The 26,688-nt window shown below is 39.1% G+C and carries 24 protein-coding genes and 1 tRNA gene; 16 read left to right on the top strand and 9 right to left on the bottom strand.

Going from position 1 to position 26,688, the window contains the following annotated elements; genetic code table 11:
• Positions 1–17 precede the first annotated feature (17 nt).
• A complete protein-coding gene (dusB, locus tag LV704_RS08970) occupies positions 18–1,010 on the top strand; it encodes a tRNA dihydrouridine synthase DusB (protein ID WP_163420708.1) in 993 nt (330 codons plus the stop codon).
• Here the strand turns inward: dusB and LV704_RS08975 are convergent.
• A complete protein-coding gene (locus LV704_RS08975; protein WP_163420707.1) occupies positions 1,007–2,218 on the bottom strand; it encodes an ABC transporter permease in 1,212 nt (403 codons plus the stop codon). The genes dusB and LV704_RS08975 overlap by 4 nt on opposite strands.
• Positions 2,219–2,220: 2 nt before the next feature.
• Entirely contained in the window at positions 2,221–2,613 is a 393-nt protein-coding gene (rbfA, locus tag LV704_RS08980; protein ID WP_163421836.1) for a 30S ribosome-binding factor RbfA, read from the bottom strand.
• 119 nt (positions 2,614–2,732) lie between these two features.
• Between rbfA and mce the strand changes: the two genes are divergently transcribed.
• The 7 genes from mce to LV704_RS09010 all read left to right on the top strand — a co-directional run bounded on the left by mce (position 2,733) and on the right by LV704_RS09010 (position 9,598).
• Positions 2,733–3,140 (top strand): methylmalonyl-CoA epimerase, encoded by a 408-nt coding sequence (gene mce, locus LV704_RS08985; RefSeq protein ID WP_163420706.1) that lies wholly within the window; start codon positions 2,733–2,735, stop codon positions 3,138–3,140.
• Between the two features lie 60 nt (positions 3,141–3,200).
• Positions 3,201–3,274: transfer RNA gene (locus tag LV704_RS08990), tRNA-Ile, on the top strand.
• A gap of 225 nt (positions 3,275–3,499) precedes the next feature.
• Positions 3,500–4,723 (top strand): site-specific integrase, encoded by a 1,224-nt coding sequence (locus LV704_RS08995; protein ID WP_163420705.1) that lies wholly within the window; start codon positions 3,500–3,502, stop codon positions 4,721–4,723.
• 568 nt (positions 4,724–5,291) lie between these two features.
• The gene (locus tag LV704_RS20040; protein ID WP_317164621.1) at positions 5,292–5,462 is read left to right on the top strand and encodes a DUF6747 family protein; all 171 of its coding nucleotides are present in this window, start codon (positions 5,292–5,294) and stop codon (positions 5,460–5,462) included.
• Positions 5,463–6,543: 1,081 nt separating this feature from the next.
• Entirely contained in the window at positions 6,544–7,752 is a 1,209-nt protein-coding gene (locus tag LV704_RS09000) for a DUF5690 family protein (RefSeq protein ID WP_163420704.1), read from the top strand.
• On the top strand, positions 7,742–8,908 hold the full coding sequence (locus tag LV704_RS09005) for a TIGR03364 family FAD-dependent oxidoreductase (RefSeq protein WP_163420703.1): 1,167 nt from the start codon (positions 7,742–7,744) through the stop codon (positions 8,906–8,908). The genes LV704_RS09000 and LV704_RS09005 overlap by 11 nt, the downstream gene beginning before the upstream one ends.
• 3 nt (positions 8,909–8,911) lie before the next feature.
• The gene (locus tag LV704_RS09010; RefSeq protein WP_163420702.1) at positions 8,912–9,598 is read left to right on the top strand and encodes a phosphonatase-like hydrolase; all 687 of its coding nucleotides are present in this window, start codon (positions 8,912–8,914) and stop codon (positions 9,596–9,598) included.
• Between the two features lie 3 nt (positions 9,599–9,601).
• On the opposite strand, the gene LV704_RS09015 is transcribed toward LV704_RS09010, so the two are convergent.
• Positions 9,602–10,168: an XRE family transcriptional regulator gene (locus LV704_RS09015; RefSeq protein ID WP_163420701.1), complete on the bottom strand. Its 567-nt coding sequence runs from the start codon at positions 10,166–10,168 to the stop codon at positions 9,602–9,604.
• Between the two features lie 272 nt (positions 10,169–10,440).
• Here LV704_RS09015 and LV704_RS09020 point away from each other — a divergent pair, with 272 nt between their 5' ends.
• From LV704_RS09020 to LV704_RS09040, 5 genes are read left to right on the top strand one after another with little or no spacing between them, the layout of a single operon-like run.
• Positions 10,441–13,629 carry a SusC/RagA family TonB-linked outer membrane protein gene (locus LV704_RS09020; RefSeq protein ID WP_163420700.1) on the top strand — a complete coding sequence of 1,063 codons (3,189 nt, stop codon included), beginning with the start codon at positions 10,441–10,443 and terminating at the stop codon, positions 13,627–13,629.
• Positions 13,630–13,641: 12 nt separating this feature from the next.
• A complete protein-coding gene (locus LV704_RS09025) occupies positions 13,642–15,081 on the top strand; it encodes a SusD/RagB family nutrient-binding outer membrane lipoprotein (RefSeq protein ID WP_163420699.1) in 1,440 nt (479 codons plus the stop codon).
• Complete coding sequence (locus LV704_RS09030) at positions 15,005–16,750, top strand: alkaline phosphatase family protein (RefSeq protein WP_233782184.1); 1,746 nt, start codon at positions 15,005–15,007, stop codon at positions 16,748–16,750. Before LV704_RS09025 ends, LV704_RS09030 begins: the two co-directional genes overlap by 77 nt.
• A gap of 8 nt (positions 16,751–16,758) precedes the next feature.
• The gene (locus LV704_RS09035; protein ID WP_163420698.1) at positions 16,759–18,129 is read left to right on the top strand and encodes an aspartate aminotransferase family protein; all 1,371 of its coding nucleotides are present in this window, start codon (positions 16,759–16,761) and stop codon (positions 18,127–18,129) included.
• Complete coding sequence (locus tag LV704_RS09040) at positions 18,129–19,721, top strand: fibronectin type III domain-containing protein (RefSeq protein WP_163420697.1); 1,593 nt, start codon at positions 18,129–18,131, stop codon at positions 19,719–19,721. The genes LV704_RS09035 and LV704_RS09040 overlap by 1 nt, the downstream gene beginning before the upstream one ends.
• A 412-nt stretch (positions 19,722–20,133) precedes the next feature.
• On the opposite strand, the gene LV704_RS09045 is transcribed toward LV704_RS09040, so the two are convergent.
• From LV704_RS09045 to LV704_RS09070, 6 genes are all read right to left on the bottom strand, one after another.
• A complete protein-coding gene (locus LV704_RS09045) occupies positions 20,134–20,544 on the bottom strand; it encodes an EthD family reductase (protein WP_233782185.1) in 411 nt (136 codons plus the stop codon).
• 87 nt (positions 20,545–20,631) lie between these two features.
• Positions 20,632–21,078, bottom strand: a complete 447-nt coding sequence (locus LV704_RS09050) for a hypothetical protein (protein WP_163420696.1) — start codon at positions 21,076–21,078, stop codon at positions 20,632–20,634.
• Positions 21,079–21,138: 60 nt separating this feature from the next.
• Positions 21,139–22,104, bottom strand: a complete 966-nt coding sequence (locus LV704_RS09055) for a polysaccharide deacetylase family protein (protein ID WP_163420695.1) — start codon at positions 22,102–22,104, stop codon at positions 21,139–21,141.
• Positions 22,105–22,140: 36 nt separating this feature from the next.
• Positions 22,141–23,061 carry an NAD(P)-dependent alcohol dehydrogenase gene (locus tag LV704_RS09060; RefSeq protein WP_163420694.1) on the bottom strand — a complete coding sequence of 307 codons (921 nt, stop codon included), beginning with the start codon at positions 23,059–23,061 and terminating at the stop codon, positions 22,141–22,143.
• Between the two features lie 60 nt (positions 23,062–23,121).
• Entirely contained in the window at positions 23,122–23,664 is a 543-nt protein-coding gene (locus tag LV704_RS09065; protein WP_163420693.1) for a GNAT family N-acetyltransferase, read from the bottom strand.
• Between the two features lie 35 nt (positions 23,665–23,699).
• On the bottom strand, positions 23,700–24,266 hold the full coding sequence (locus LV704_RS09070; protein ID WP_163420692.1) for a hypothetical protein: 567 nt from the start codon (positions 24,264–24,266) through the stop codon (positions 23,700–23,702).
• A 290-nt stretch (positions 24,267–24,556) separates the two neighbouring features.
• On the opposite strand from LV704_RS09070, the gene LV704_RS09075 reads away from it, so the two are divergent.
• From LV704_RS09075 to LV704_RS09085, 3 genes are all read left to right on the top strand, one after another.
• Entirely contained in the window at positions 24,557–25,018 is a 462-nt protein-coding gene (locus tag LV704_RS09075; protein WP_163420691.1) for a hypothetical protein, read from the top strand.
• 77 nt (positions 25,019–25,095) lie between these two features.
• The gene (locus tag LV704_RS09080) at positions 25,096–25,497 is read left to right on the top strand and encodes a MarR family winged helix-turn-helix transcriptional regulator (protein WP_163420690.1); all 402 of its coding nucleotides are present in this window, start codon (positions 25,096–25,098) and stop codon (positions 25,495–25,497) included.
• A 56-nt stretch (positions 25,498–25,553) separates the two neighbouring features.
• Positions 25,554–26,438, top strand: coding sequence for an alpha/beta fold hydrolase (locus LV704_RS09085; RefSeq protein ID WP_163420689.1), 885 nt, complete (start codon positions 25,554–25,556; stop codon positions 26,436–26,438).
• The last annotated feature ends 250 nt before the right edge of the window (positions 26,439–26,688 follow it).

The raw sequence follows: 26,688 nt of genomic DNA on the forward strand, positions 1-26,688 counted from the left end.
TCCAAAAAATTCAAGGTTTGCCTAAAATTGGAGACATAGAACTTCCTGATTTTCCGCTACTTCTTGCCCCCATGGAAGATGTTAGCGACCCTCCTTTTCGAGCTTTGTGCAAAGAGCAAGGGGCAGATGTAGTGTACACAGAATTTATTTCTTCGGAAGGACTTATCAGAGATGCTGCCAAAAGCACCATGAAATTGGATATCTATGAAAAAGAACGCCCGGTAGGCATTCAAATATTTGGGGCTGAACTGGATTCTATGCTTCAAGCTACTGATATTGTTGAGAAATCCAACCCAGATATTATTGATATTAACTTTGGTTGTCCCGTAAAAAAAGTGGTCAGCAAAAATGCGGGAGCGGGGATTCTAAGAGATATTCCGCTAATGGTAAAATTGACGGAGGAGATAGTAAAAAGAACCAAATTACCCGTTACGGTAAAAACCAGATTAGGGTGGGACAGTGATTCCATTAAAATTGTTGAGGTTGCAGAACGGTTACAGGATGTTGGTATCAAAGCGATCGCTATTCATGGACGAACAAGGGTTCAGATGTATAAGGGTGATGCTGATTGGAAACCAATTTCACAAGTAAAAAACAACTCTAGGATGCATATTCCCGTTTTCGGAAATGGTGATATAGACACACCGGAAGCGGCCGTTAGAATGAGGGATGAATTTGGATTGGATGGAGCTATGATTGGCCGAGCCAGTATAGGAAACCCATGGTTCTTTGCGGCAGTAAAGCATTTTTTCAAAACCGGAACCCACTTAGCGCCACCAACTATGGAAGAACGGGTAGATGCGGCTCGTAGACATTTACAGATGGCTATTGATTGGAAGGGAGAAAAATTGGGGGTTTTTGAAACGAGAAGGCATTACACCAACTATTTTAAGGGGATACCCCACTTCAAAGAGTATCGAATGAAAATGGTTACTAGCGATGAATCTTCAGATGTTTTTGCGACTTTTGATGAGGTCTTGGAAAAGTTTGGAGATTTTCAGTTTGCTTAAGCATCAATTAATTTTCTGGAAATTCTGCTGCTAGCAATTTTTGAAGAAATAAAGCCAAGTACCACAATTGTAGCCAATACTACAAACACGTTCATTACATTATATTCAACAGGATAGGATAAAGAAGGAGTTATTTTCAACCAACCAAAGGCTAACTGAGAGCCTATCAACAACGAACCGATTAACACACCAATAAGTCCACCAAGTGAAGTAACCAAAAGCCCTTGGGTAAAGTAAATGGTTCGCAATTCCTTTATGGTAGCTCCAAGGCTAAATAATGTCTTAGAGTTTTGCTGCTTATCCAAAATCATCATGATAATGGCTCCAACCACATTAAAAAGAGCTATAATCAATACAAGGGTGAAAATTAAATAGGTTGCTAAATTCTCCGTATTGAGCATTCTGTACAGCGTGCTATTTTGTTCTTGCCGATCAAGTACCAAAACGGTATCTCCTAAAATACTTTTTATTGAAGCCTTAGTATCTTCAATAGGTATTTGACCATTCAATTTAAAGTTTATTCCAGAAATCTGGGTACTATCTTTTTCCAAAAGGGCCTGAACTAAAGGAAGATGGGCAAAAACATATTTTTTGTCCAGATTTTCTTCCACGGCATAAACTCCACTTACAACAATGGGCAACTCATTATATGGTTTTGTAGCGCCTAACCCTTGTGGAGATAGTGAACCTTTGCCAGGTTTTGGAACCAATACGGTCATAGGGGTTTGGTAGTTATCCAAGGGCACACCCAATAAATTATAAATACCAATTCCCATAACGCCGTTAAACTCCGTAACCCCCCAATTCCCAAAATATAAAGTGCTATCCACCCCAGTTACAGAACGGTATTGAGCATCTATTCCTTTGATGTAAGCGATACAGCTCTTCTCTCTAAAAGTGAGATAACCCCTTTCTTCAAGTTCTTTGGAATAGTTTGTTAACCCAGCAACATTACCTAATGCAATTTCTTCTTCGGGAGAAACAGAAAAATACTTTCCTGAAATAGGCAATGCTTTTAGATCTGGATCAAAAGTATTGGTAAAGGAAAGACTAAAAGTCTTTAGCCCGGCAAAGGCGGAGAGCACTACAAAAAGTGCAGCAGACCCAATTACAATTACCAGAAAAGTAATAAAATTGATAATATTTACCGCATTTTGGCTGCTTTTGGAACGTAGATAGCGTTTTGCGATATAAAAGGGAAAGTTCAAAATTAGGATTTCTTTCGTTTGTCCAGTAAGTCCCTATTTTCAATGGGGTTTTCTTCTCCTTTGAGTGAATTTTCAATCTTATCAATGTATTCCAAAGAATCGTCCAGATAAAAATTTAGTTCTGGCACACGACGCAGTTGGTTCTTTGTACGTTGCGCCAAATCATGCTTAATTAGACTTTGGTTAGATTTCATGCCTTCAAGTAATTCACCAGCACTTTTGTTTGGAAAAATACTAACATAAACTTTGGCTATGGATAAATCCGTAGTTACATAAACCTTGGAAACCGAAATCAGCGTTCCTTTAAGCCCCCCATCAGTAGCAGCACGCTGTAAAATATCAGCGATATCCTTTTGGATGATTCCTGCAATTTTCTTTTGCCTTTGTGTTTCCATACCTGCAAAAATAATGGAATTAATGACTAACCTCATGATATGATTAGCTTACAGTGTGTAATTTTGAAGAAAGTTAGGAGCATTGACATAATCATAGATGCAATAAAACCCATCATACAATGGAAAAAATAGAGCATATTGGCATTGCAGTTAAAAGCCTGAAAGATGCTAACGTATTGTTTAAAAAGCTTTTAGGAGCACCGCATTACAAAACGGAAGAGGTGGTTTCGGAAGGAGTAAAGACTTCTTTCTTTAAATCTGGCCCAAACAAGATAGAATTGTTAGAGGCTACAAATGAGGATAGTCCCATTGCAAAATTTTTGGAAAAGAAAGGAGAAGGGGTTCATCATATTGCTTTTGCCGTTGAAGATATTGTATCAGAAATCACGAGGTTAAAGGAAGAAGGCTTTACTGTTTTAAATGAAATTCCAAAGAAAGGAGCCGACAACAAATTGGTTGCATTTTTGCACCCAAAGGGAACAAATGGGGTTTTGGTAGAGCTTTGTCAAGAAATAAAAGCGATGTAGGGGCGTTAAAACCTTGCTATGAACAGAAATAAATAGTAATATTGCATCCGCAAAATTGCAGGTCCTATAGCTCAGCTGGTTAGAGCACCTGACTCATAATCAGGGGGTCCATGGTTCGAGCCCATGTGGGACCACTGGGAAAGTTCAAATATTCTCTAAAAGCCTGAAAATGAACTGTTTTCAGGCTTTTTCATTTTTATTGATTTCATATAAAACCATATGAAATCAACCGTTCTGGTGAGTGATTCGGTGAGTACTTTTTTATTCGCAAAAATGCTTTCAAAACTATGTTAAATAATTGATATTCAATTCTTTGTTCGGATTTGTAATCGATATTAAAAATCCAAAAAAGCACAGTTATGGAGGCAAGCAACACATTTTCCATCCTTTTTTACCCAAAAACCAGTGACGCCGACAAAAACGGAATGTCCCCTCTTTTTCTTCGGATCACGGTAGATTCCAAGAGGGTCGAACTCAGTTTAAAAAGAAAAGTAGATCCTGAGGACTGGTGCCCAAATTCGGGCAAGGTCAAAGGAAGGGGACCGATACGGGAAGAGATAAATGGTTACCTGGATGAACTTAGAATACGGATCCGGCGCATCCAAGGGGAGTTTGTAGCACAGGCAAAGCCCTATACTGCATCGATGTTAAAAGGGCGTCTGTTGAACAAAGGCAATGAACTCAAAACGGTGCTGTCCATTTATGATGGCCACAATGCCAAGATAAAAAGTTTGATGGGAAAGGATTATACATATAGCACCTATAGAAGGCATGTACGAACACGAAGCCATTTGGATGAATTCATACGAAAAGAGTATGGACAGAATGATTTTTTTATCAAGGATGTAGACCTGGGGTTTGTTACTAGGTTTGAGCATTATCTTCATATGATCGGTGCAGGAGGCCATAATACGATTACCAAGTATGTGACCAACTTCAAGAAGATAGTTCGAATGGCGTTTGCCAACAATTGGCTTGTCTCTGACCCTTTCTTCCATTGGAAGGCCAAATGGAAGAAAACCGAACGGGAGGCACTTACCGAGGCCGAACTACAAATGTTGATGGAGAAGGAATTCAAATCGGAGCGTTTGGAGCGTGCGAGGGATGTCTTTATTTTTTGCTGCTTTACAGGTCTATCCTATGTTGATGTCAAAAAATTGACAAGAGACGATATTGCAATAGGAATGGATGGCAGACGTTGGATAAAGATCTTGCGGACAAAGACCAAGGTCAAAAGTACGGTACCTCTTTTGCCCACGGTAGAAAAGATATTGAAGAGGTATAAAGGGTACTCACCAAAACCTGAAAGTTTACCGTTGCTACCTGTTTTGAGCAACCAAAAAGCAAACCAATACCTAAAGGAGATTTCACAGTTATGTGGAATAAACAAACGGATTACCTTTCACCTTTCCCGGCATACCTTTGCCACTACGGTGACCTTGGCCAATGGGGTTCCCATCGAATCGGTGAGCAAGATGCTTGGGCACCGGTCCATAAAAACCACACAGATATATGCCAAGGTGCTTGATAAAAAGCTTATGGAGGATATGGAATTGGTAAGGAAAAAATATGTCAATGCTTGACATGGTTGTCAATCTCCGAAAAATACTGAAAAAAAGAACTTTGTTTTCTTATTACTAAACCCCCAATCCTTTAACCAAAAACCTTGTGCATGGACCCTATTTTAATTTTATTATCTTCAGAATGATAAGCGTAAAGTAAAATTTAGATGGGGCGCAAACAACTTTCTTTAAGGTTATCAAAAAACAACGCAATTTTTATTATTAAGGTGTTCCAGGTCGAATTGGTGCAATGTCCATTAATGGTAATCAAGGAATTGAACCAGACATTGACTTTTTGCCAAAAATGGATTAAAATTTAAAGCCATGTGCTTTAGCTCACAAAAGGTGAGGCCCTATTTTGGATTGTATTTATAACTATATCTTCCCATGGAGGCATGATATCGGCTGTTCTTCTCGATATCCTGTTTTTCTTTGGATGCATTTCACCGATGAAAAGCTTTGTTTTAAAGAGCTTTAATAAGTTTTATGTGTTTTATCACTCTTTTTTTGTTTTTCATCCAGTTGTTTTTCGAAATGTTTGGATTTTAGCAAATCTTTGCCCTGTCTTTAAATCTTAAAAGCTTGACCTATGAAAAAACTATTACTCGTAAAAGAAATTTATCTGGAAGGATTCCGAAATCTTGGAAATTATCTATTGGAAAGATGCTTTAAAATCTTTTCTTGGTTCAGTTTTGCAATGTTCTTCATTGTACTTTACGCATTCGTTTACAGAATTGCAACCGGATTCGCATTTGACTAAAAAGCCATTTTATCTATTGGAAAGAGAAAAAGACTCGATTCTAAAATGTGATAAGACCCGAGTCTTAACTTTCAACGAAAAACACTTTTCAATGTATCGATACTGATAAAGTGGGATAAGTTCTGTGTTCTCAAATGAAGACTTTAAAAGTATGGCTCGGTAGATGACAATCTATTGACCGACATTAGGTCTAAAAACCTGAATTTCCATCAAATACCGCTTCGGAGCTGACCGATAGGGCCTTTATCAAATAAAGTCTAAGTCCTAAGCTTTGAATAGCGTATAATTCGCCCTTATCAGTTTGGTCATAGTTGACAACTATTGAGGTATTCCCTCGATAAGAAGTTAGCAAATAAATATAGAACTGGATATCATATCTATGAAAACTACGGATGCTAAACCAAGGGGGATAGCAAGGGGGATAGCGAGAGGGTAGCACGCTAAAGCGGTGCTACGTTGTACAATTTCTGCCCAAAAGGCCAGTAAAACCAGTACTTTTTAGCGATTCATTCTCTTAAGGCTAGTTTCATTTTTTGCTGTAAAAACCCTGGGAACACCTTAAAACATTGAAAAAGGTTACAGTAAAATCTAATAATTGTGAGCAAAGCAACGGTGCTTTTAAGCCAACCCCAATGGATAGACTAACCATTATTTTCTTTTGGTCTTTTTTGGGAAATTGGGTCAAATCCTTTGGGAAGACTTATAAACAGAGTAAAAAGTTGACCCAATTTGCTTTGAATTAGAACCTTTGCCTCGCTCAGTAGTATTAGTTTGTGTAAGTATTTGGGACGCTTGCAGCGTAAAACGAAGTTTCACTCGCTTTTTTATCATTCCATTGAAAACCTTAAGACTATTTTGATTATGCAAAGCATGAACATGTTCTTAATCCCTTATTTAATAATTTTTTCCTAACAATTATTTAATTGGAAACCTATCAATTCTCGATTAAAAAAGTGAGTAATTTGAAACATAATTTTATTATTTGTAAACATTGGCGTTATTCAAACGTATATCGGAGAGATACAATAAGACTCTATTTGTGCTGCACGCTTCCCTCGCAGCATTTGGGACCTATTTTTGCATGTACGCCTACAGAAAGCCCTTTACCGCAGCGACATTTGAGGGATTAAGCTTCATAGGTGTCGACTACAAAATATTGTTGATAGTCGCCCAGGTATTGGGATATGCACTATCAAAGTTTATTGGTATAAAGTTAATCTCCGAATTAAGGTCAAACAAGCGATTGTTGTTCCTACTTCTGTTCATTGCAGTTGCCGAAATAGCGTTGTTCTTTTTTGCTTGGGTTCCCGCTCCCTATAACATTTTGTTCATGTTTTTGAACGGCATCCCTTTAGGGATGATATGGGGTATTGTGTTTTCCTGCTTGGAGGGAAGAAGGGTAACCGATATTTTAGGAATAGCGCTATGCGCCAGCTTTATTGTTTCGAGCGGGGTGGTGAAATCTGTCGGAGTTTATGTAATGACCTCATGGGGAGTTAGTGAACTTTGGATGCCTTTTGTAACCGGAACCTTATTCTTGTTGCCTTTGGTGCTGTTTTCATTATGGCTTCAACGAGTCCCTCCACCAACTACAAAAGATATCGAACAGCGTGTGGAACGTATTCCAATGAGTAAAGAAGACAGAATCAAACTTGTAAAAAATTTCTTTTTCCCATTGTCGATAATTGTGCTCTTCTACACTTTCTTGACGGCATTCAGGGATTTTAGAGACAATTTTGCCAGAGAACTTTGGGACAGTATTGGTTATGAAGGGGATGCCTCTGTTTTCTCCACCTCCGAAATTGCAATCGCCATTACAGTGCTGGTTATTATCGGCTCTCTTTTCTATATCAAAGACAACCTCAAAGCTCTTTTCGCTTATCATTCGCTGCTTTTATTGGGAACTGTGGTACTTGGCTTGGCTACATTACTCTTTCAAGCAGGGCTTTTGAACCCCTTTCTATGGATGGTACTTACCGGCTTTGGACTTTACATATGTTATGTCCCCTTTAACTGCCTCTTTTTTGATCGATTTATTGCCACCTTCAGAATAAGGGGCAATTCTGGTTTCCTAATTTATATTGCCGACGCTTTTGGATACGTAGGAAGTGTTCTTGTTCTGCTATATAAAAACTTTGGTCAGGCCAATCTTTCTTGGCTTAACTTTTTTATATATGGGGCCTATGTGGTAGCCCTAATTGGAATACTAGTCACCCTCGCTTCGTTCTTCCATTTAAAATCGAGGCATAAATTGCAAAATTTTAACGAGCACTTATATAATGAACAATAATAAATACGATGTCATCATTGTTGGTGGTGGTGTTTTAGGAACTTTTCATGCCTATCACGCACTAAAATTGGGCTTAAAGGTTTGTTTGGTGGAAAAAGACGCCTATCCCAAAGGGGCAACTACTCAAAATTTTGGGCAGGTAGTTCCGTCAGGCATGAACATCAAGTGGCAGAAGTACGGTAGGGAAAGTTTACGGATTTATAAGGAAATACAATCCCTATTTGATATTACCATCCGCCAGGAAGGAACGGTCTATTTGGCTTCCAATGAAGAGGAAGAGCAACTGTTAGTGGAATTAAGAGCTATCAATAGCAACAACGATTATTATTCCAAAATACTCACGCCTACAGAATGCCTAAACCAATATCCGGGATTACAATCAAGTTATGTGAAGGCCGGACTTTACTTTCCTGAAGAGGTAACGGTAGAACCAAGAACAATGATCCATAGGCTTCAAAGCTATTTAGCGGAATATATGAACCTCGAAATACTTACACATTTTTCCGTCACCTATTGCGAAAGCATCAACGGAAATATTGAAGTTCACAGCTCCAAAAACCAGAAGCTGATTGCTGAAAAGGTCATTGTCTGTAATGGGAATGATTTCAAAACACTATATCCTGAAGTTTTTGAAAACAGTGACCTTGAAGTCTCAAAGTTGCAAATGATGCAGACCAAACCCCAGGAAAATTTTACATTAAAAGGATCTATTTTGACAGGCTGGTCCATAAGAAGGTATGAAGCATTTGCAGAATGTCCTTCCTATCCAACCATAAAAGCTAACGAAGCACTGGATAGCTTGCAAAAAAAGTGGGGAGTACATATATTGTTCAAACAAGCCTTTGATGGTTCGGTGATTTTGGGAGATTCGCACCAGTACGCCGATGCCCATCGCATAGATGATCTGGGATTTGATTTGGATATGGATATTGACAACTTTATGTTGCAGGAAGCCAAAAAAATATTCCAATTGCCAAATTATGATATTCAGCACAGGTGGTACGGAATGTACTCCCAATGTAAAACAAAAGATATTTTTAACACCACAATACATAAGAATATTCATATTGTAACCGGCATTGGAGGTAAGGGAATGACAGGTAGTGCCGGATACTCAAAAAAGAACATCTCCAAAATTTTTAATGCACAACTATAATTTATGAAAGATATCAAGCTTACCGTTTTTGACATGGCAGGAACTACGGTGAACGAAAATAACGTGGTCTACAAAACTGTGCAAAAGGCATTGGGCCATGTTGGGATTGAAGTGGATTTGGATACCGTTTTAGAGTTTGGTGCTGGTAAGGAAAAGTTCAAGGCCATTGTGGATATAATGAATCACAGCAGTGCCGAAACTGATATTGAAGTAAAAGCGCAAGAGATTTTTACGGTTTTCAAAGATATGCTCAAACAAGCTTACGAAGAATTGGAAGTAGCTCCTTATGATGGGGTAGAAGAGCTCTTTCATTCTTTGAGGTCGAATGACATCAAAGTGGTCTTGAACACGGGATACGATTCTAAAACCGCACAAGGACTGGTTGATAAATTAGGATGGGAAGTGGACAATCAAATTGATGGTTTAATCACAGCTAGCGATGTTGTACATGGAAGACCGTCTTCTGAAATGATTGACAAGGCCATGGAGTTGTTCCAGATTACAGATGCCTCACAAGTATTGAAGGCTGGGGATTCCATCATAGATATTGAAGAAGGTAAAAATGCAAATTGTGGAATTACAGTCGGGGTTTTGACTGGGGCCCATACCCGAGAACAACTTGAAAGTGCCAATCCAACAATGATTTTGGATTCGCTTAAAGAACTCGAGAAAGTACTTCTACCTTTTTAGGGTTTATATAAAGAAATAAACCACCAACATTTTGGAGCTCACCTTCCCTTTGTTCATCGGAACGTGGGGAATACGTCCATCAAAGAATATGGAATCTCCTTCCTTTAAAAGCACCTGCTGGTCACCAATAAGGTAATAGCATTCCCCTGTGAGGATATACTTGAATTCAAACGCATCGGTTATTACCTTTTCACGTTCAGAGTGCGGTTCCACTTCCAAAAGTACACTCTCAAAGCCCACGGAGTTCAATTGCTTGCCAAAAATATAATTATAGGTAAACCCAACGGCTTCATCCTCTTTCTCAATTACGGTTTGGTCATCTTTTCTGGAAACCAGAAAATTCACCCCATTTACCTTCGGCATTCCATCGAAAAAGAGGGTCATTTCCGTTTCAAGGGCATCCACAATTTTTAAAAAGACCGGCAATGATGGAATGGTACGACTATTTTCAATACGGGAAATCAACCCCGCCGTTACTCCAGCCTTCATGGCCACGTCGCTAATTGTTTTTTTGTGATTCTTTCGAGTCTCCTTGATTCTTTTTCCTATATTGATAAGATAATCTTCCATTAGTATCTGAATTCCAACATTTTAGTATTTATAACTTTCTTAAAAAATAAGCGTAAGCCTTAACTCATTGTTAAACAATAATATACCAAGTGCTTCATAATACGCAAGATAGCCTAAAAAAGTGAATATTTGTAAATAATATTAAGCTAACGTAGCTCGATTTGTTTTAACTTTTCGGTATCCATTTTTTAATCTAGATACTCCCCTCCGTTAACAATGGTGTTGGATATTTGTTGATAAATAATTAACCAAGTTTTACAAATATTCAACAAATGAAAAGAACACTAGTCATGTTTATGCTTGTCATTCTGGCAAGTTTTATGGGCTATTCCCAAACCACGTTTACGGGAACGGTCTTAGATGAAAATAGCGTACCGATGCCAGGCGCATCCGTAGTTATTAAAGGCAGCAGCACAGGTGTTGCCACAGATTTTGATGGAAAATTCCAAATCCAACTAGCCCAAGATGAGGATGTTTTGGTGGTTTCCTATATAGGTTATCTCCCGCAGGAATTTGACATTACCGGAAAAACCAATGCCACAATCATTTTACAACCTGATTCACAAAAACTAAATGAGGTAGTTGTGACTGCATTGGGTATTAAAAAGGAAAAGAAAAGACTGGGCTACTCCGTGCAAGAAGTGCAAGGCGACAACTTGGTTACCGCAAGGGAGACCAACGTTACGAATTCCCTTGCAGGAAGGGTTGCCGGGGTACAAATTACCGGAGGAGGTTCTGGGGTTGGCTCTACTTCCCGTATTGTAATTCGTGGAGAAGGGTCCTTGATTCCGGGCAACAACTCTCCTCTTTTTGTGGTGGATGGTATTCCAATCTCCAACAGAACCGTAAGTAACCGAGCAGAAGGAAACTTGGAAACAGATTATGGTAACGGTGCGGCCGACATCAACCCTGATGATATTGAGTCCATCTCTGTTCTTAAAGGCCCAAATGCAACAGCCTTATATGGATCCCGAGGGTTGAACGGGGTGGTTTTGGTAACTACTAAGTCTGGAAAAGCTGGACAAGGTCTTGGTATTAGCTTTACGCAAAACGTAACTTTTGAAGATGCATTGAGAGTGCCCAAATACCAAAATCAATATGGCCAAGGTGCCGGTGGTGAATTTGAATTTGGCGATGGATTTGGTGGCGGAACCAATGATAACATTGACGAAAGCTGGGGGCCGGCCTTAAATGGACAATTAATAACTCAACATGATAGCCCAACAACAAGTGGTCTCAGAGCTGGGGATTTTGCGGTTCGTCCAAGAAACTCCGATGGCACTTTTGCCGATCAGATTACAGCAACTCCTTGGGTTGCTAATCCTGGCAACATAGAAGATGGGTTCTTCAAAACAGGAAGAACGTTTACCACCAACCTTTCCCTAACCGGAGGTAATGAAGATGGAAACTTCAGATTGTCCCTTACCAATTTGGACAATGAAGGAATTCTTCCAAATACCGATTTTAATAGAGAGACCTATGCCTTTAGTGGTTCGTATAACCTTACTGATTGGCTGAAAGTTTCTTCTTCCATGAACTATGTGAACAGCAGCAGTAACAACAGGCCCAACAACTCTTATGGTACGGAAAACATCATGTATTTGTGGGTATGGTTCGGGCGCCAAATCAATATGGATTCCTTAAGGGATTACTGGCAACCTGGATTGGAAGGAAGGCAGCAGTACAATTATAACTATAACTGGCATGACAATCCTTTCTTCACCATGTTCGAAAATACCAATGCGTTTGACAAGCACCGCATTTTCGGTAACGCTAGGGCAGACATCACCTTAACGGACAATCTATCCTTAATGGTAAGAACAGGTATAGATTATTTCAGTGAATTAAGAACTGGAAAAAGAGCATATAGTACCCAGCGTTTTGCCAGAGGACAGTACAGAGAAGATGATATATACTTTAAAGAGCAGAACACGGATTTCTTGTTGAACTTTAACAAGGACTTGAACGAAGATTTCAACTTAGGTGCTTCTTTGGGAGGAAATATTAGAAAAGAGGAGAACCGCTACAAAAGAATTAGTGCCAACTCATTGTCAGTTCCTGGCATCTACAACTTCCAGAACGCTGCTGAACCTCTTTCCAAAACACAGTTCAACGACGAGAGAAAAATTAATTCCTTGTACGCCTTTGCAAACTTGTCGTACAAAAATATGTTGTTCTTGGACGTCACAGGAAGAAATGACTGGTCCAGTACTTTGCCTAAAGACAACAATTCCTATTTCTATCCCTCTGTAGGGGTAAGTGTGATCTTGTCTGACATTTTCGAGTTGCCGGAATCATTCTCCTTTGTAAAACTTCGAGGAGGTTGGGCCAAAGTGGGTAATGATACCGATCCTTACGCGCTTAGAAATACTTTTTCGTTCAACGAGCCTTTTGGAAATTTCCAAAGAGTTAGTGCATCTAGCATACTTCGTGCTGAAGACTTGAAGCCTGAAGAAGCAAATTCATTTGAAGTTGGAGCAGATATAAGATTGTTCAACAACCGACTAGGTTTGGACCTTACCTACTACAATTCAATCACCAAAAATCAGATTTTGACGCTTCCGGTGGCCAACACTTCTGGTTTTAGCTCAAGAATTATCAACGCAGGGGAAATCCAGAACAAAGGTTTGGAGATTGTCGTGAATGCAACACCAATCAAAACGGAAAACTTTACTTGGAATACTACAGCCAACTTTACCACGGCAAGAGGTGAGGTAAAATCACTTACTGATGGTCTTGAGACGTATGAAATATCCAACAACTATCTAAGCGTTCAAGCGAAAGTTGGAGGTAGAATGGGCGATGTTTATGGAACAGGATTTGTTACCGTAGATGACCCTAACAGTCAATTTTTTGGACAGGTAGTGCATAATGAGGACGGCTTCTCTTTAAGAGACCCCAACCTTAAAAAGTTAGGAAACTACAATCCAGACTTCACGCTTGGCCTTCAAAATAACTTTTCTTACAAAAACTTCAACCTAGGGGTATTGTTCGATTGGAGACAAGGCGGTGTGATCATGTCCAGAACGGTCTTAATTGGAGGTACTTCTGGAATGATGGATTTTACAGCAGTAGGCCGCGAAACAGGAATCATCTCCGAGGGTGTAATCCAAAATGCTGATGGTAGTTACAGAGCTAACGATGTAAGGTTGAGTGGTCGCGATTATTACTGGTGGAGGTACAACCGAGGAAACGAAGAAGTAGGAATGTACGATGCTTCCTTCTTAAAGCTTAGAGAAGTAAAAATCGGTTACAACTTCCCAAAATCACTATTGAAAAACACATTCATCCGATCCATGAACCTGTCGTTGGTGGGAAGAAACTTGGCCTTATGGACCGAGAACCCACATTTTGACCCGGAGACCACCTCATTTAACGGAGGAACCATAGTACCGGGAGTAGAAGATATGGCATTGCCAAGCTCAAGAAGCTACGGATTGAACCTAAATGTAACTTTCTAAACCAAAGGAATAATGAAAAAATTCATCACTATATGTACGATTGCTTTTTTAGGTATTGCAAGTTGTACAAACGATTTTGAAGAGATCAACACAAATCCAAACCAACCCGAGCAGGTAAGTTCAGATTTGTTATTGTCCACTGTCATTTCAACATTGGCCAATAGTGCCGCTGACGATGGTGGGTGGGACAAAGGAAACATTGTGGCCCAATTGACAGCAAAAATCAACTTTACAGGTTTTGACCGTTACAACTGGGGGTCAGAGTCTGGTCTTTGGAACACTTATTACGGCATTCTTCCAGAAATCAATATCATTCTTGAAAATGCCATGATGGAAGAAAGCCGAAACACAAGCTACGAAGCTATTGTCCTGGTATTGCGCGCCTATGTTTTTGCAAATTTGACCGATAACTGGGGAGATGTTCCTTACTCCGAGGCCATCGCTGGTAATGAAGGTAATTTCACCCCGACCTATGATACGCAGGAAACCATCTATACCGGTATTCTTGCCGACTTGAGAACGGCCGAGACCCAATTGGCCGCTGGTCAGCCCATACTTGGTGGAGATATTCTGTACAATGGGGATTTGGTAAAATGGAGAAGGTTCGCCAACTCATTACGATTGCGATACTTGATGAGAATTTCTGGTAAGACCAACGTATCAGCTGAGATGCAGTCCATTCTTGATTCCGGAATTTTCATTGCAACCAATGAAGATAATGCCGCGATGAATTACCCTGCATCCACTCAAATTGATTCATGGCCCATCAGTACAAGTCGTATTGGAAGTTTTGATGAGCATCGCATGAGCGAAACCAGCGAAGCTATCCTGAAACGATACAATGATGAGCGCTTAAATGCTTGGTTTCAGCCCACCGACAATCCAGATGACGACCCGACCTTATTTGTTGGTTTGACCAATGGTTTAAGTGAGGACAATGCATCCACATTCAATGGAGGAGCAAGTAATGTATCCAGAGTTAATCAAGCTTTCTTTTATGATTCTTCCAATTCCGTAAAAGCGACTATCATCCAAACGGCCGAAGTACATTTCATTTTTGCTGAAGCAGCCCAACGAGGGTTGATTACCGGAGATGCCGAAACTTTCTATAATGAAGGAGTTCACTTATCTTTCGAGTATTGGAACGTAAATCAAGATATTCCTACCTACTTGGCGCAAGCTGGGGTAGCCTATGATGGCGAATTGGAAACCATCATCACTCAAAAATGGCTGGCTTCCTTCTTGGTGGGCCTTGAAGGATGGTACGATTTCAGAAGAACCGGATTCCCTTCTGTAATTGTTCCTGGGCCCGATAATGTAAATGATGACAGGGTTCCTGTACGTTTCTTGTATCCTGATTCAGAACAAACCTTGAATGAGGATAATTACGACGCTGCCGTATCCAGGATTGGTGGCGATGACATCAACACCAAAGGCTGGTGGGAAAACTAATAATTTAATGAAAAAGACCTTAATATATAGCTTGGCCATGGGAATGTTCTTATTCCTATGGTCATGCTCTTTAAAAAAAACTGACAATTTCGACATTGCATATGTTGTAGTTATCGGTGTGGATGGGATGAGTCCTGATGGGATTAAAAATGCCCACACCCCTATGTTGGACAGTATGATGCAAAAGGGAGCATCCACCATGCATGGAAGGGCTGTCCTTCCCTCCAGTTCAAGTCCCAACTGGGCAAGTATGATCATGGGCGCCGATACAGAACAGCATGGAATTACCTCAAACGGTTGGGAAAAGTTCGACCACCAACTTCCTCCGGCCGTAGCCACTACAAATGGCACCTTCCCTTCAATTTTTACCCTATTCAAGGACCAAAAACCAGAAGCTCATATTGGCGCTATTTACGATTGGGATGGTTTTGGAAGATTATTTGAAAAGAGTGACGTCGATTTCGACATCGACGGAGACCATGAAGGTGGCACAACAAAAGATGCCATAGCTTATATTAAAAGAAATACCCCCGATTTTACCTTCATACATCTAGACCATGTAGATTATGCAGGGCACAGCATGGGGCACGGAAGTCAAGAATACTATGAATCTGTTCATAAGGCTGATTCCCTGATTGCAGAAATTGTCGCTTCCACCAAGGAAGCCGGCATGTGCAACAAAACACTTTTTATTATTGCCTCTGATCATGGGGGACTTGGTTTTGGTCATGGAGGGGAAAGTCTTGCTGAAATGAAAATTCCGTTTATTCTCTTTGGAGCAGGTATCAAAGAAGGATATCAAATTGAAGAAACCTTCTATCAAATAGACAATGCTCCCACGGTTGCCTATGCCATGGGATTGGAAATTCCCCAGGCATGGATTGGAAGAGCGGTTAAAGGCGCTTTTATTGGAAACGAAAAACCTAAACTGGCCTATAAAAGACTCGAACTGATAACTCCTCCAAAGATTCTTCCGGATGCAGGTTACTTTGAACCCGCAGGGGGCATCTTTAAAGCAGATTCGGTTCCTGTGGTCATTCAAAATCCAAATAATAAAGGGGTAATACGTTTCACTTTGGATGGCAGTTTGCCCACACTGGAAAACAGCGCACAATATACCGACACCTTTTATTTGAATAAAACGACGGTGCTAAAAGCGGGGATTTTTCAAGATGGTGCTATTAAAAGCACGGTTACAGAAGGAAGTTTTAGAATTGTTCCAAAAACCAAGGAAGACCCGGTTAGGTATCAAGTATTTCATGGTGAAAAACTGGAAAAGCTCCCTGATTTTTCCGCCTTAAACCCAGTTCAAGAAGGCTTTGTAACCGAATTCTCCCATAAACAACTGATCAATGATTCCACCAAGGAAGATCAAACCTCCCTGGTCCTAGAAAGCTATATAGTCATTGACGAGGAAGGCAAGTACACTTTTTTCACAAACAGCGACGATGGCAGCAAGCTCTACTTAAATGGGGAACTTTTGGTTGACAACGACGGAAACCATGGGGTTCGGGAACGAAGTGGCACTATAAACTTGAAAGAAGGAAGGCACTTGGTGCGTGTAGAATATTACAATGGCGGTGGAGGTTACCATTTGGACGTTAAGTACCAAGGACCCAACATGGTCAAACAAATCATCCCTTCCATCAATCTGTACCCAACAAAATAACACGCTTCATGCAACAGCATACTTCAGGAACCAACATAGAACATTTGATTGAGGGCGATGTCAATGTGACCCCCGCAAGAGGCCAATGGAACAGTTTTGTGGACAACCAAGAGGTAAAAGAACTGCTGGACAAGGATGCCAAATACTTTCTGCATCAATCCATGTCCACACCCTGTTTGGATGCATTAAAACGCTGCGAAGGCCCTTATATTGAAAGTGTTTCTGGCAAGAAGTATTTGGATTTTCATGGAAACAATGTGCACCAAATAGGATTTTCCCACCCAAAACTCATCAGTAGGCTTAAAGAACAATTACAAGATCTTACCTTTTCCACAAGAAGATACACCAACGAAGTGGCCGTCGCTTTTGCCGAAAAACTGGTTTCTGTAACCCCAAACGGGCTTAACAAGGTATTGCTTACTCCCAATGGAAGTTCCGCTGTTGGCATTGCACTCAAATTGGCAAGGGCTGTAACCGGAAAGTACAAGGTGGTTTCTTTTTGGGACTCATTTCATGGGGCTTCTTTGAATGTCGTCGGCGTAAGTGGAGAATCTGTTTTTAGGGAGCATATGGGGCCTTTGATCCTGGGTGTCGTAAGAATTCCGCCTCCCATAACCTATCGGGGTATTTATGAAGGTCGAGAAGAAAAGGCCTTGGAATATTTGGAGTATGTTCTTTCCAAAGACAATCAAATTGGTGCTTTTTTAGCGGAAACGATACGAAACACGGATGTCCAAATTCCATCTCAACAGTTTTGGCAGGAAGCACGAAAACTTTGTGACAAATACAATGTGTTGCTTATTCTGGATGAGATTCCGATCGCCTTGGGAAGAACTGGAAAACTATTTGCTTTTGAGCATTTTGGTATTGAACCTGATATTCTGTGTTTGGGCAAAGGTCTGGGTGGAGGTATAGTTCCCCAAGCCGCTATTGTCACTCGGGAGGAATACAACGCCTTTCAACATATTTCCTTGGGACATTATTATACACACGAAAAAAGTCCGATGGGTGCCATGGCCGGATTGACCGTTCTACAAATCATACAAGATGAAAATCTGTTGGAGAAAACCCTCCATTTTGAAAAATATATGAAATCCGCCCTATTTAAAATGCAGCGGAAATATTCATTAATCGGTGATGTACGAGGAATCGGCCTTTTATGGGGAATAGAACTTGTCACCAACCGAACAAGCAAGGAGCCCGCCATAGTTGAAGCGGAAGAAATTATGTACGGATGCCTCCGGAATGGACTTAACTTTAAGGTTTCTAAGGGCAATGTTATCCAATTGTCCCCTGCCCTGACCATCTCTGAAGAAGAACTTCAAGATGCGCTTAAAATATTAAATGAAGCATTTCTAAAAATAAACACCATCGCATAATGAGAAAAATAACCCTTATTCTTAGTTGTTTTTTAATGGGTATTGGAGTCGTTTTGGCCCAAGAACAACCCAAAATTTTGGTTCAACCCTATTTACAGGATGCTGAACCCAATTCCATCACTATAAAATGGGAGACCAGTTCTGGCGAAGAAAGTGTTGTGGAATGGGGAACAACTCCAAAATTGGGTAAAAAAAGTAAGGGCTTTGCTTACGATATCAATTTTTCGGATGCAAGAATACATGAAGTGAAATTGACCGACCTTAAAAGGTTTACCGAATATTATTATCGAGTTAGGACCGGTAACAAAGTCCATTCTGATATTTTCCAGTTTAAAACCCCTCCTTTTGCCAGCGATCATGAATCCTTCAACATGGTGGCCATGAGTGATATGCAATTCGACCACAACGAACCCGATAAATTTCGTGAGGTCATTAACGATGGCTTGATTTCCTACCTAAAAAAAGAACACGGAGGTGGACTCCCCAGTAATTTGGCTATGGTTTTGATTCCAGGTGATCTAGTCGAAAATGGGGCCAAATACCATCAATGGAAAGACCATTTTTTTAATCCTGCCGAAAAACTGTTTGCTGAGGTTCCCGTGTATCCCGTTTTGGGCAACCACGAAAGAAATTCTGTTTTTTACTTTAAGTATTTCACCCTTCCAGAAAATGGCACTCCGGCTTATGCCGAGCATTGGTGGTATAAAGATTATGGCAATGTTAGGGTTATTGGCCTGAACTCAAACGACGGTTACCGTGACGTAAGCTATCAATACGAATGGCTTCAAAAAGTGCTGGACGATACAGCTAAAAATGACGACATTGACTTTGTTTTTGCCCAGTTGCACCACCCCCATAAATCGGAATTATGGATTCCTGGGGAAGTGAAATCCTCTGGGAAAATGGTCAACATGCTAGAGCAATTTTCCACCAAAACCGGTAAGCCCAGCATTCATTTCTTTGGCCATACCCATGGCTACTCACGCGGGCAATCAAAAGACCATAAACACCTATGGATCAATGTGGCCTCTGCAGGAGGCGCCATTGACAATTGGGGTGAATTTGAGGGGCGTGATTATGACGAATTCAGTGTGACCCAAGACGAATACGGATTTGTAATGGTCGAGGTGGATGGAAATCCAGCAGATCCAAAATTCAAAGTAAAAAGAATAAGTCGTGGCAACCAAGAACATTTTAGGAACAATGAACGTCGTGATAGCATTACCATCTTTAGAAAAACAAGAAAGCCGAATACCCCAAAACCTATTAGTCCTGCAAATAATAAAACAGTCGATTTTAAAGGAGTGCCTTTAAAGGCCAATGCTTTTGAGAGTTCTTTTAACCGAGCTTTTCATGCGGCAAGCCACTGGCAGGTTTCAGAAAAACCGGATTTTGAAAAATTGATCTTTGAACGTTGGAAGCAAAATGAGAACTGGTATTACAAGGTCAATAGACAGGAAAATGACGACCTGACCGACGAAAAAAACGAACGCTTAAATCCCAATACCACCTATTACTGGAGGGTACGCTACCGAGATCAAAATTTGAACTGGAGCGATTGGTCGCAAACCTCATCCTTTAAAACGAATTGAAATAGAGAAAAATATTTAAAGCCTAAGTAGGTTGTTTTATAATTAGTTTGAGTTAGTTTATCAGAGCCCGTGGTTAGCCGTGGGCTTTTTTACTTTACTTGTTGGTTGAGACATAGGAAAGAAGAATATTTCTCTTATTTTAATATATTTGATGTTAAACACGTTCATTTATAATCCGACATGGTTTTGGTGAGTTTTTCGGTGAGTAATCAGATTTATTGATTTATAAACACCTGAAAATAAAGCTAATACAAAAATAGTTCAGTCCCAGGTGGGACCACTTCTTTTTAAAACCCTTGCATTCGCAAGGGTTTTTATGTTTTAAAGCTGATTTCTACAATACAAAAAAAGCTTTGTTACAATATCTCGACTATGCTTGGTAGGGGATTAAAAAGGACTACTCTTAGTGTGTTTATTGGAATATCTCACTAATTTGAACAACAGGTTGAATATTGGTGTAATTTGGGATGTCACCCACAATTTTTTCCGCATTTGGTCCGAAAGAATTTTGATAGGCCGAGAGCTTGTCAAAGTATAAATATCCAATAGCCAAATATGGAATTGCTTCATCTGGAGTCCTCCCCGCTATTCCTTTATCAATTTTTGAAAGCTTTAATGAATCACCCAATAAATTTGCCACCATTGGCATGTGTTTATTGGAATAGTAATCCATGTCAAATGTTTTTCCTTCACCATTCGGATATAATATGGTCACTTTGACCATACCCTTTTTACTTTTGGAGGCATCAATTGCGGTACTCCGTTGGCAACTTAAAAATAGCGCAGTGGCAGCCAGGATTAAGAGGAGGATTTTGGTTTTCATTTTGTTTAGATTTAATACGTTGTTAAAAGGTAATGTTTTTTATGGCCGCTGTCGACAACAATTTTTATTCTTCTTGTACATCCGTTTTTAGTGCTCAAGAACACCTCTAATTTCATTTATGAATTTCAAGGATTCCACTTCGATTTGCTCCGTAAGCTTCTCCTCATTATCAAAATCAAGCTGTTCTGCCAGTGTATGGTCAATAATTGAAAGACTATTGTCAATCGATTTTGCCAATGGGTATTTACTCCAATTGCTATCTTTAAATAGCGCCCAATAGTTCTTCCTAATATTTTTATTTTGGCCAGATAAGCAGATTTCAAATCGCATCAACTCATGATTGAATATGATAACAAATTTCAATTTCAATTTTTTTAATTCTTGAGTAGTTAAAGAAAAGTAGGAGCAGTCCATAGTACCCTGATACAGACTTCCAAATATAAAATCAGAAGCATATTCCTTTCTAAAATGACTCCGTAGGTCTTTGATGTAGTTTATCTGTTTGATATACTCTCGCTTTGTCTCGGATTGCATGTCCATTTTTATTTTTTCCAAATAACGCGCAGCGCCTTGCATATGCTTTTCTCATCTTGATTAAAGGCCAAGTTTATTCATTTTGTCCTTTTCATATTGGCTGTCTTCTGCGGGATATCTTAATGATTTTTCATATTTCCTAGACTGATTGGCCATAGAATAAATTAAGCTTTCTCCAGCAAAATCAGGGTCGGGTATGTTTTTAAATATATTGTCTTTATAAGCTGTATCCGCATTTATCACTTCCCATCCTTCTTTTTTGAACTTTTCAATGAGGTCACCTAAAAATAACGCGGATGTTAGGTTATGATGTAGCAAAAGGGTGTGGTTAATGTGTCTTTCGTTCATCTGGTAAGAAAGTTTCTCATAGTAGTTGGCCCTTTCCATGATGTGTCGTAAATAAAAGTCTTTATACTTTTCAACTTCTGCTTTTTCAACACCTACATCTCTAATTCTGGCAATTAGACGTTGATTTACATACCAATCGGATGCATCAATGGTAACATAGCCGTTTGAGTAATTGTTTTCAGCAAGAATGGTTCTAATACTATCCACTTTTAACTTATTTTCTCCTTCTTTTAAATAAGGGAATCGAAATAGTTTAATGCTATTGTCAAATTTTGAAATGATTGAGTCCGTTCTTTTCAATTCGTTTTCAAAGAGGAGTGCTGTGTTTTTTTCGGAATTGAAAAAGGGATGTGTATATGTATGATTCGCTATTTTATGCCCTCTATTGTTCCAACTATTCAGTAAGAATTGACCTTTTTCATCTGTTTTATTCCTGCCTGTAACAAAAAAAATCGCTTTTAGGTTTTCATTTTCAAGATGGGTCAATATCATTTCGTTCCATTCCTCAAATTTATAATCAACTATATCGCTGGTTATGCCGTCATCGAAGGTTAAACTGACTACCGGTTTGTTTTTTGTGTTGGTATTTATGGCTTTTTCTGATTGGGTTGATGTTGACTTTTTGCATCCAAACAGAATCACTAAAAGAATGAAAGGGATGAACTGGTTTTGATTCATTTGTTTGTCATTTTGGTTTGAAGCCCACAGTGTACATTATTTTTTTATCTCAATGACGACATTTCCTTTTTTATGCCCTTTGTCCACATATTCATGTGCGCTTACGATTTCGTTCAATGGAAAACACCTATCAATAAAAGGGATTAATTTTTCTTTTTCTGCCAGTTCTTTTATTCTTTTAAGATGTTCGCTTTTTTCTGTTGTAAGCATCTTAACCGAAACAAAAACACCCTCATTATTCAAAACTTTTTTTGCTCTTGCCTTAGTTGTTTTACCAACAGCATCAAAAACAATATCGAATTTATCTTCGAGTAATGAATAATCTTCTTTTTTATAGTCAATAGAACTATCTGCCCCTAAAGATTTAACCATGTCAAAATTTGAACTGCTGCATATTGCCATAACAAATGTTCCTTGCTGTTTTGCCAACTGAACAGCATAACTGCCTACACTGCCAGAAGCGCCATAAACCAATATTTTTTGTCCTGCCTTAATATTTGCTTTTTCCAATAGATACATGGCGGTCATTCCCCCTATGGGCAAAGCAGCCGCTTCTTTAAAATTAAGGTTTACAGGCTTTAAACTAATAACCCCGTGTTTCCACTCTTGAGGCACACAAATGTATTCCGCATATGAACCAGTGTTTAGCATTGTAGTAGTGCCAAATACACTATCGCCAATATTAAATTTTGTGATGTTTTTTCCTTTTCCTTCAATGACTCCGGCCAGCTCATGTCCCAAAATTTTCTTTTTTGGTTTAAAGAGTCCAAATATAAGTCTAGCAGGAAGCCAGAACAGCGGAGGAAAATCCGACCCGCGTAGCCTTACATCTCCAGAAGTAACGGTAGCCGCATAAATTTTGATAAGAATTTCATCGTCGTTTGGCTGTGGTTTTTCCAATTCCGTTAACTCAAGGACGGTTGGGGGACCATATTCATTATAGACTGCCGCTTTCATAATTTTTGGTTAAGTACTAAGCCCTCATTAATTATTATTGGCGGGTTGCATGTTTATTTTCTAAAAATCCATTGGATCATCTTCAACAATTGCGTAATGGTAATTATCTTTCCATTCCCCCCGAATAGGAAGTATTTTTCTTCTTAAACCTTCCCTTGTCATTCCCGATTTTTCAAGAACCCTTATTGAAGCCATGTTCTCAGTTGAAACACCAGCCTCTATTTTATGTAGCTTAAAATCATTAAATCCGGCCTTTATTAAAGTTTTTGACACTTCAGTAGCATATCCATTTCCCCAATAAGAAGGTGCTATTTTGTAATAGATTTCACCAAGCTTAAACTTGTTTAAAGATAAGGTCATTCCTGCAATACCAATAAATTCATCAGTGGATTTAACGGTAATTTTCCAAAAATATAATTTTCTTTTTTCTGATTTTTGGTCATCAATCATTGGGCGAATAGATTCTTTCGTTTCTTCAATATCTTTTGGAATACCAAGCGTATTATATTCATCAACTTCAGAATAAGAATGAAGCCTATGAATATCTGATAAATCATCCCAATTGACCTCTTGTAGTTTTAATCGTTCAGATTCTAAGTTCATCTTGTTTTAGTTGATTAAAATTGTTGGTATTTTCTCTAATTTTCTTTTTCATACAACTCAATTGCTTTTAAATATTTTAGGCCTCCTTTTTTGGTTTGGTCGTGTATGAACCCTTTCAATTCAGGATGATGTTCATCAATCCAACTCAAAAGATTACTTCTATTTTTAACAAATACATCATCCTTAAAATCTACGTAGTCAGTTGTTTCAATGCTGATTATTTTATCATCATCAAATCGGATAGTTTGATTGGTGACAATTGGTCCTTCATGAAGAAAAAAGATTCTTTTATCTATTTTTGAAACCCTTGCTTTTACAACCCCGTTTTCATGCTCAATTTGAAGAGTTTCGTACGTGGGGTCAAATACGGAATCCCATTTCAACCATTCAATATATTCTGCTAGAGAAAATGTCTGCTCATAGTCACTTTCTTTGGTGACAAGACTATCTGTCAACAAAACTGCTATTCTGGAATCATCAGAGTTGTCAAGAACCTTGTAGTATTGTTTTGCAATTTCAAGTTTGTCAATTTCGTTTTTAGAATTTTTACAGGATGTAAATCCAATTGTCAATAACAATGCTAGAACTATAATTTTATTCATTGGTGTTTAGTTACGTATTACTCATTTTTAATATGTTCATCAACATTTTTGGACTGACCCTCTTCGTTGCTTTAACCCATTCTGCAATTAGCTTATTTAGGAAATCCGAAACGTATGAATATAGTACTCAAGCAAAAAGGTAATGATAACTTACTAAAATATGGTTATTTTACACGTACTTAAAATCGTATTGTGGAATTCGGGCGTGACCAGAAGCATGACCGTTCAAAAGTAAGTTTCAAAAACAGGGGACATAGTTTGGATAAAGGCAATAATTATAAAGTGACAAAATGAATAAATTCTTATTATTAGCATCATTGTTGACCCTGTCATTGAGTGGTTTTGCTCAGGATAAAGACAATTGGGAATTGGTTTATCATAATGATGTGGAAGGAAATACTATTGAAGGAAATATTGAGGCCCTAATTGAAGCAGTAAGAAGAGGAGATGAAGTAAGGATTTATTGGTCGGCTCAAAGTCCAAATGATAAAACCAAAAAAGTTGAACACTTTGCCGATGCAAAATTCCTTACTGTTTTAAGCGATTCCATTGTATTTGCACAGATTGATCCAATTATAGGCCAAACACCGGATTTTGATTCGCAAACCATAAAGTTTAAAGAAAACCTTCAGTGGTCATTACTCGCAGCAAGCAATGGAAAATCTGATACCATGATGAGAAATGTGGTAACGGGTGAAATTATAGGACATAATTTGGTTCCTTTTGCAATTAAATGGTATACAAGGAATTAAATGTTTTCAAACAAAAAACAGTGCGGATAAATAATTAAATATGTTGCATATACAACTTATATGTGTACCTTTGTTGCATGAAGTATCAACTAGAACAATGTATAGGGTCTAGGATAAGGCGTTTATCCCGAATAGCTGACAGACATATCAGAAGTTTTTTAGGAGACCATAAAATAACCGAGAACCAAATGACCATCCTCTTCACATTACATGAACTGGGGAAGGTGGAGCAGGGTAAAGTAGGAGAAGTACTTTGTCTTGAACGATCTACGGTTAGTAGAAACATCAAACTTTTGGAAAAGCAAAACCTAATACTGCGCACCTCAGAATATAGACCAGAGGTTGAACTGACCGAAGAAGGCCTGGATTTGGTTAACATACTTATCCCTCAATGGGAAAAGGCCATGGATGTACTCGTAGAACAAATACAAGGAGACGGAATGAAAAGCCTTAAAATGCTAGAAAACAGAATGCATTAAAAAATTTGAACATAAAGTTGTATATACAACATAAATTTAACTTTTAAATGAATAACATGAAAACAAATCAAGAGAATTCGAAATTATTGAATACCAAAATGGTACGTGTTCAGAAATTTGGTCTGAATATCCGGTATGCAGAACTTGGTAATAGCAATAAACCAACCATATTGCTGTTACATGGGGTTCCTGAAAACCTCCATGCATGGTATGATATTGCACCGGCATTATCCAAGAATTACCATGTTTTAGCTATTGACTGGCCCGGTTTTGGGGGCAGTGATGCCTTTACTGATTTACAAGATCACAATCCGCGCACTTTTGCTGCCATAGGCATGGATTTTCTGGAGACACTTCAAATTGAGTTTGCACATATTATGGCTACGGACATTGGGTTTACGCCGGCTTTGATCATGGGGGTAGAAAATCCCGAACAGATTGGCCAGATGGTGGTGATGGACGGAATTCCATTCCCTACAACGGCTTACTCTTCATGGGAGTTGAGAAGTTTTGGACGAAAGAACTCCATTACGGCAAAAGCATTGATCAAATGGTTCCCAAAAATTTCTGCCAAGATTGCCTATTACAAGGGGTTTTATAAGGGGAACAATATACCCAAAGAAATTCAGGAGGAATTCTTGGCAGATGGCTATAAGAAAACTACCCAGAATGCATTTTTATCCTATTTCCAAAACAATGCGCCAGGGCAGGCCTATTTGGAAAGCAGGATTCAGGAAATTCAACAACCCGTGTTGGTCGTCTGGGGAAGCCATGACCGTTTTATCAATGTTAAACTAGGATCACTTTTGACAGAAAGATTGCCTAATGCACACTTTGAGATTGTAGAGGACTCAGGACATTTTGTTCATATGGATAAGCCCGAGGCCCTGCTCAAGATTACTACGGAATTCCTAAAACTTCATCCAATTCCAGGTATTTAGAACCCATGGTACTTAGAGTAAACGCTGCTGCAGATGCCGTAAATACAGAATAATCCAGGGGACCTTTTATTCCTGTTGAAAAAATCATGGACAAACCGAAGAGTAGCAATAGAATGCCACTTAGCTTAGCAAAGAACTCAGTTTTAAAACCCAGCAATAGACAAAGTCCAAAGAGGATTTCTAAAAATGTTGCAGTGATAGCAACAAAAGAAATCATCTGACCGGGAATCCTTGGGTTTAAGAGTTGTGT

It is taken from the genome of Flagellimonas sp. CMM7, from assembly GCF_021390195.1.
GTDB lineage: Bacteria > Bacteroidota > Bacteroidia > Flavobacteriales > Flavobacteriaceae > Flagellimonas.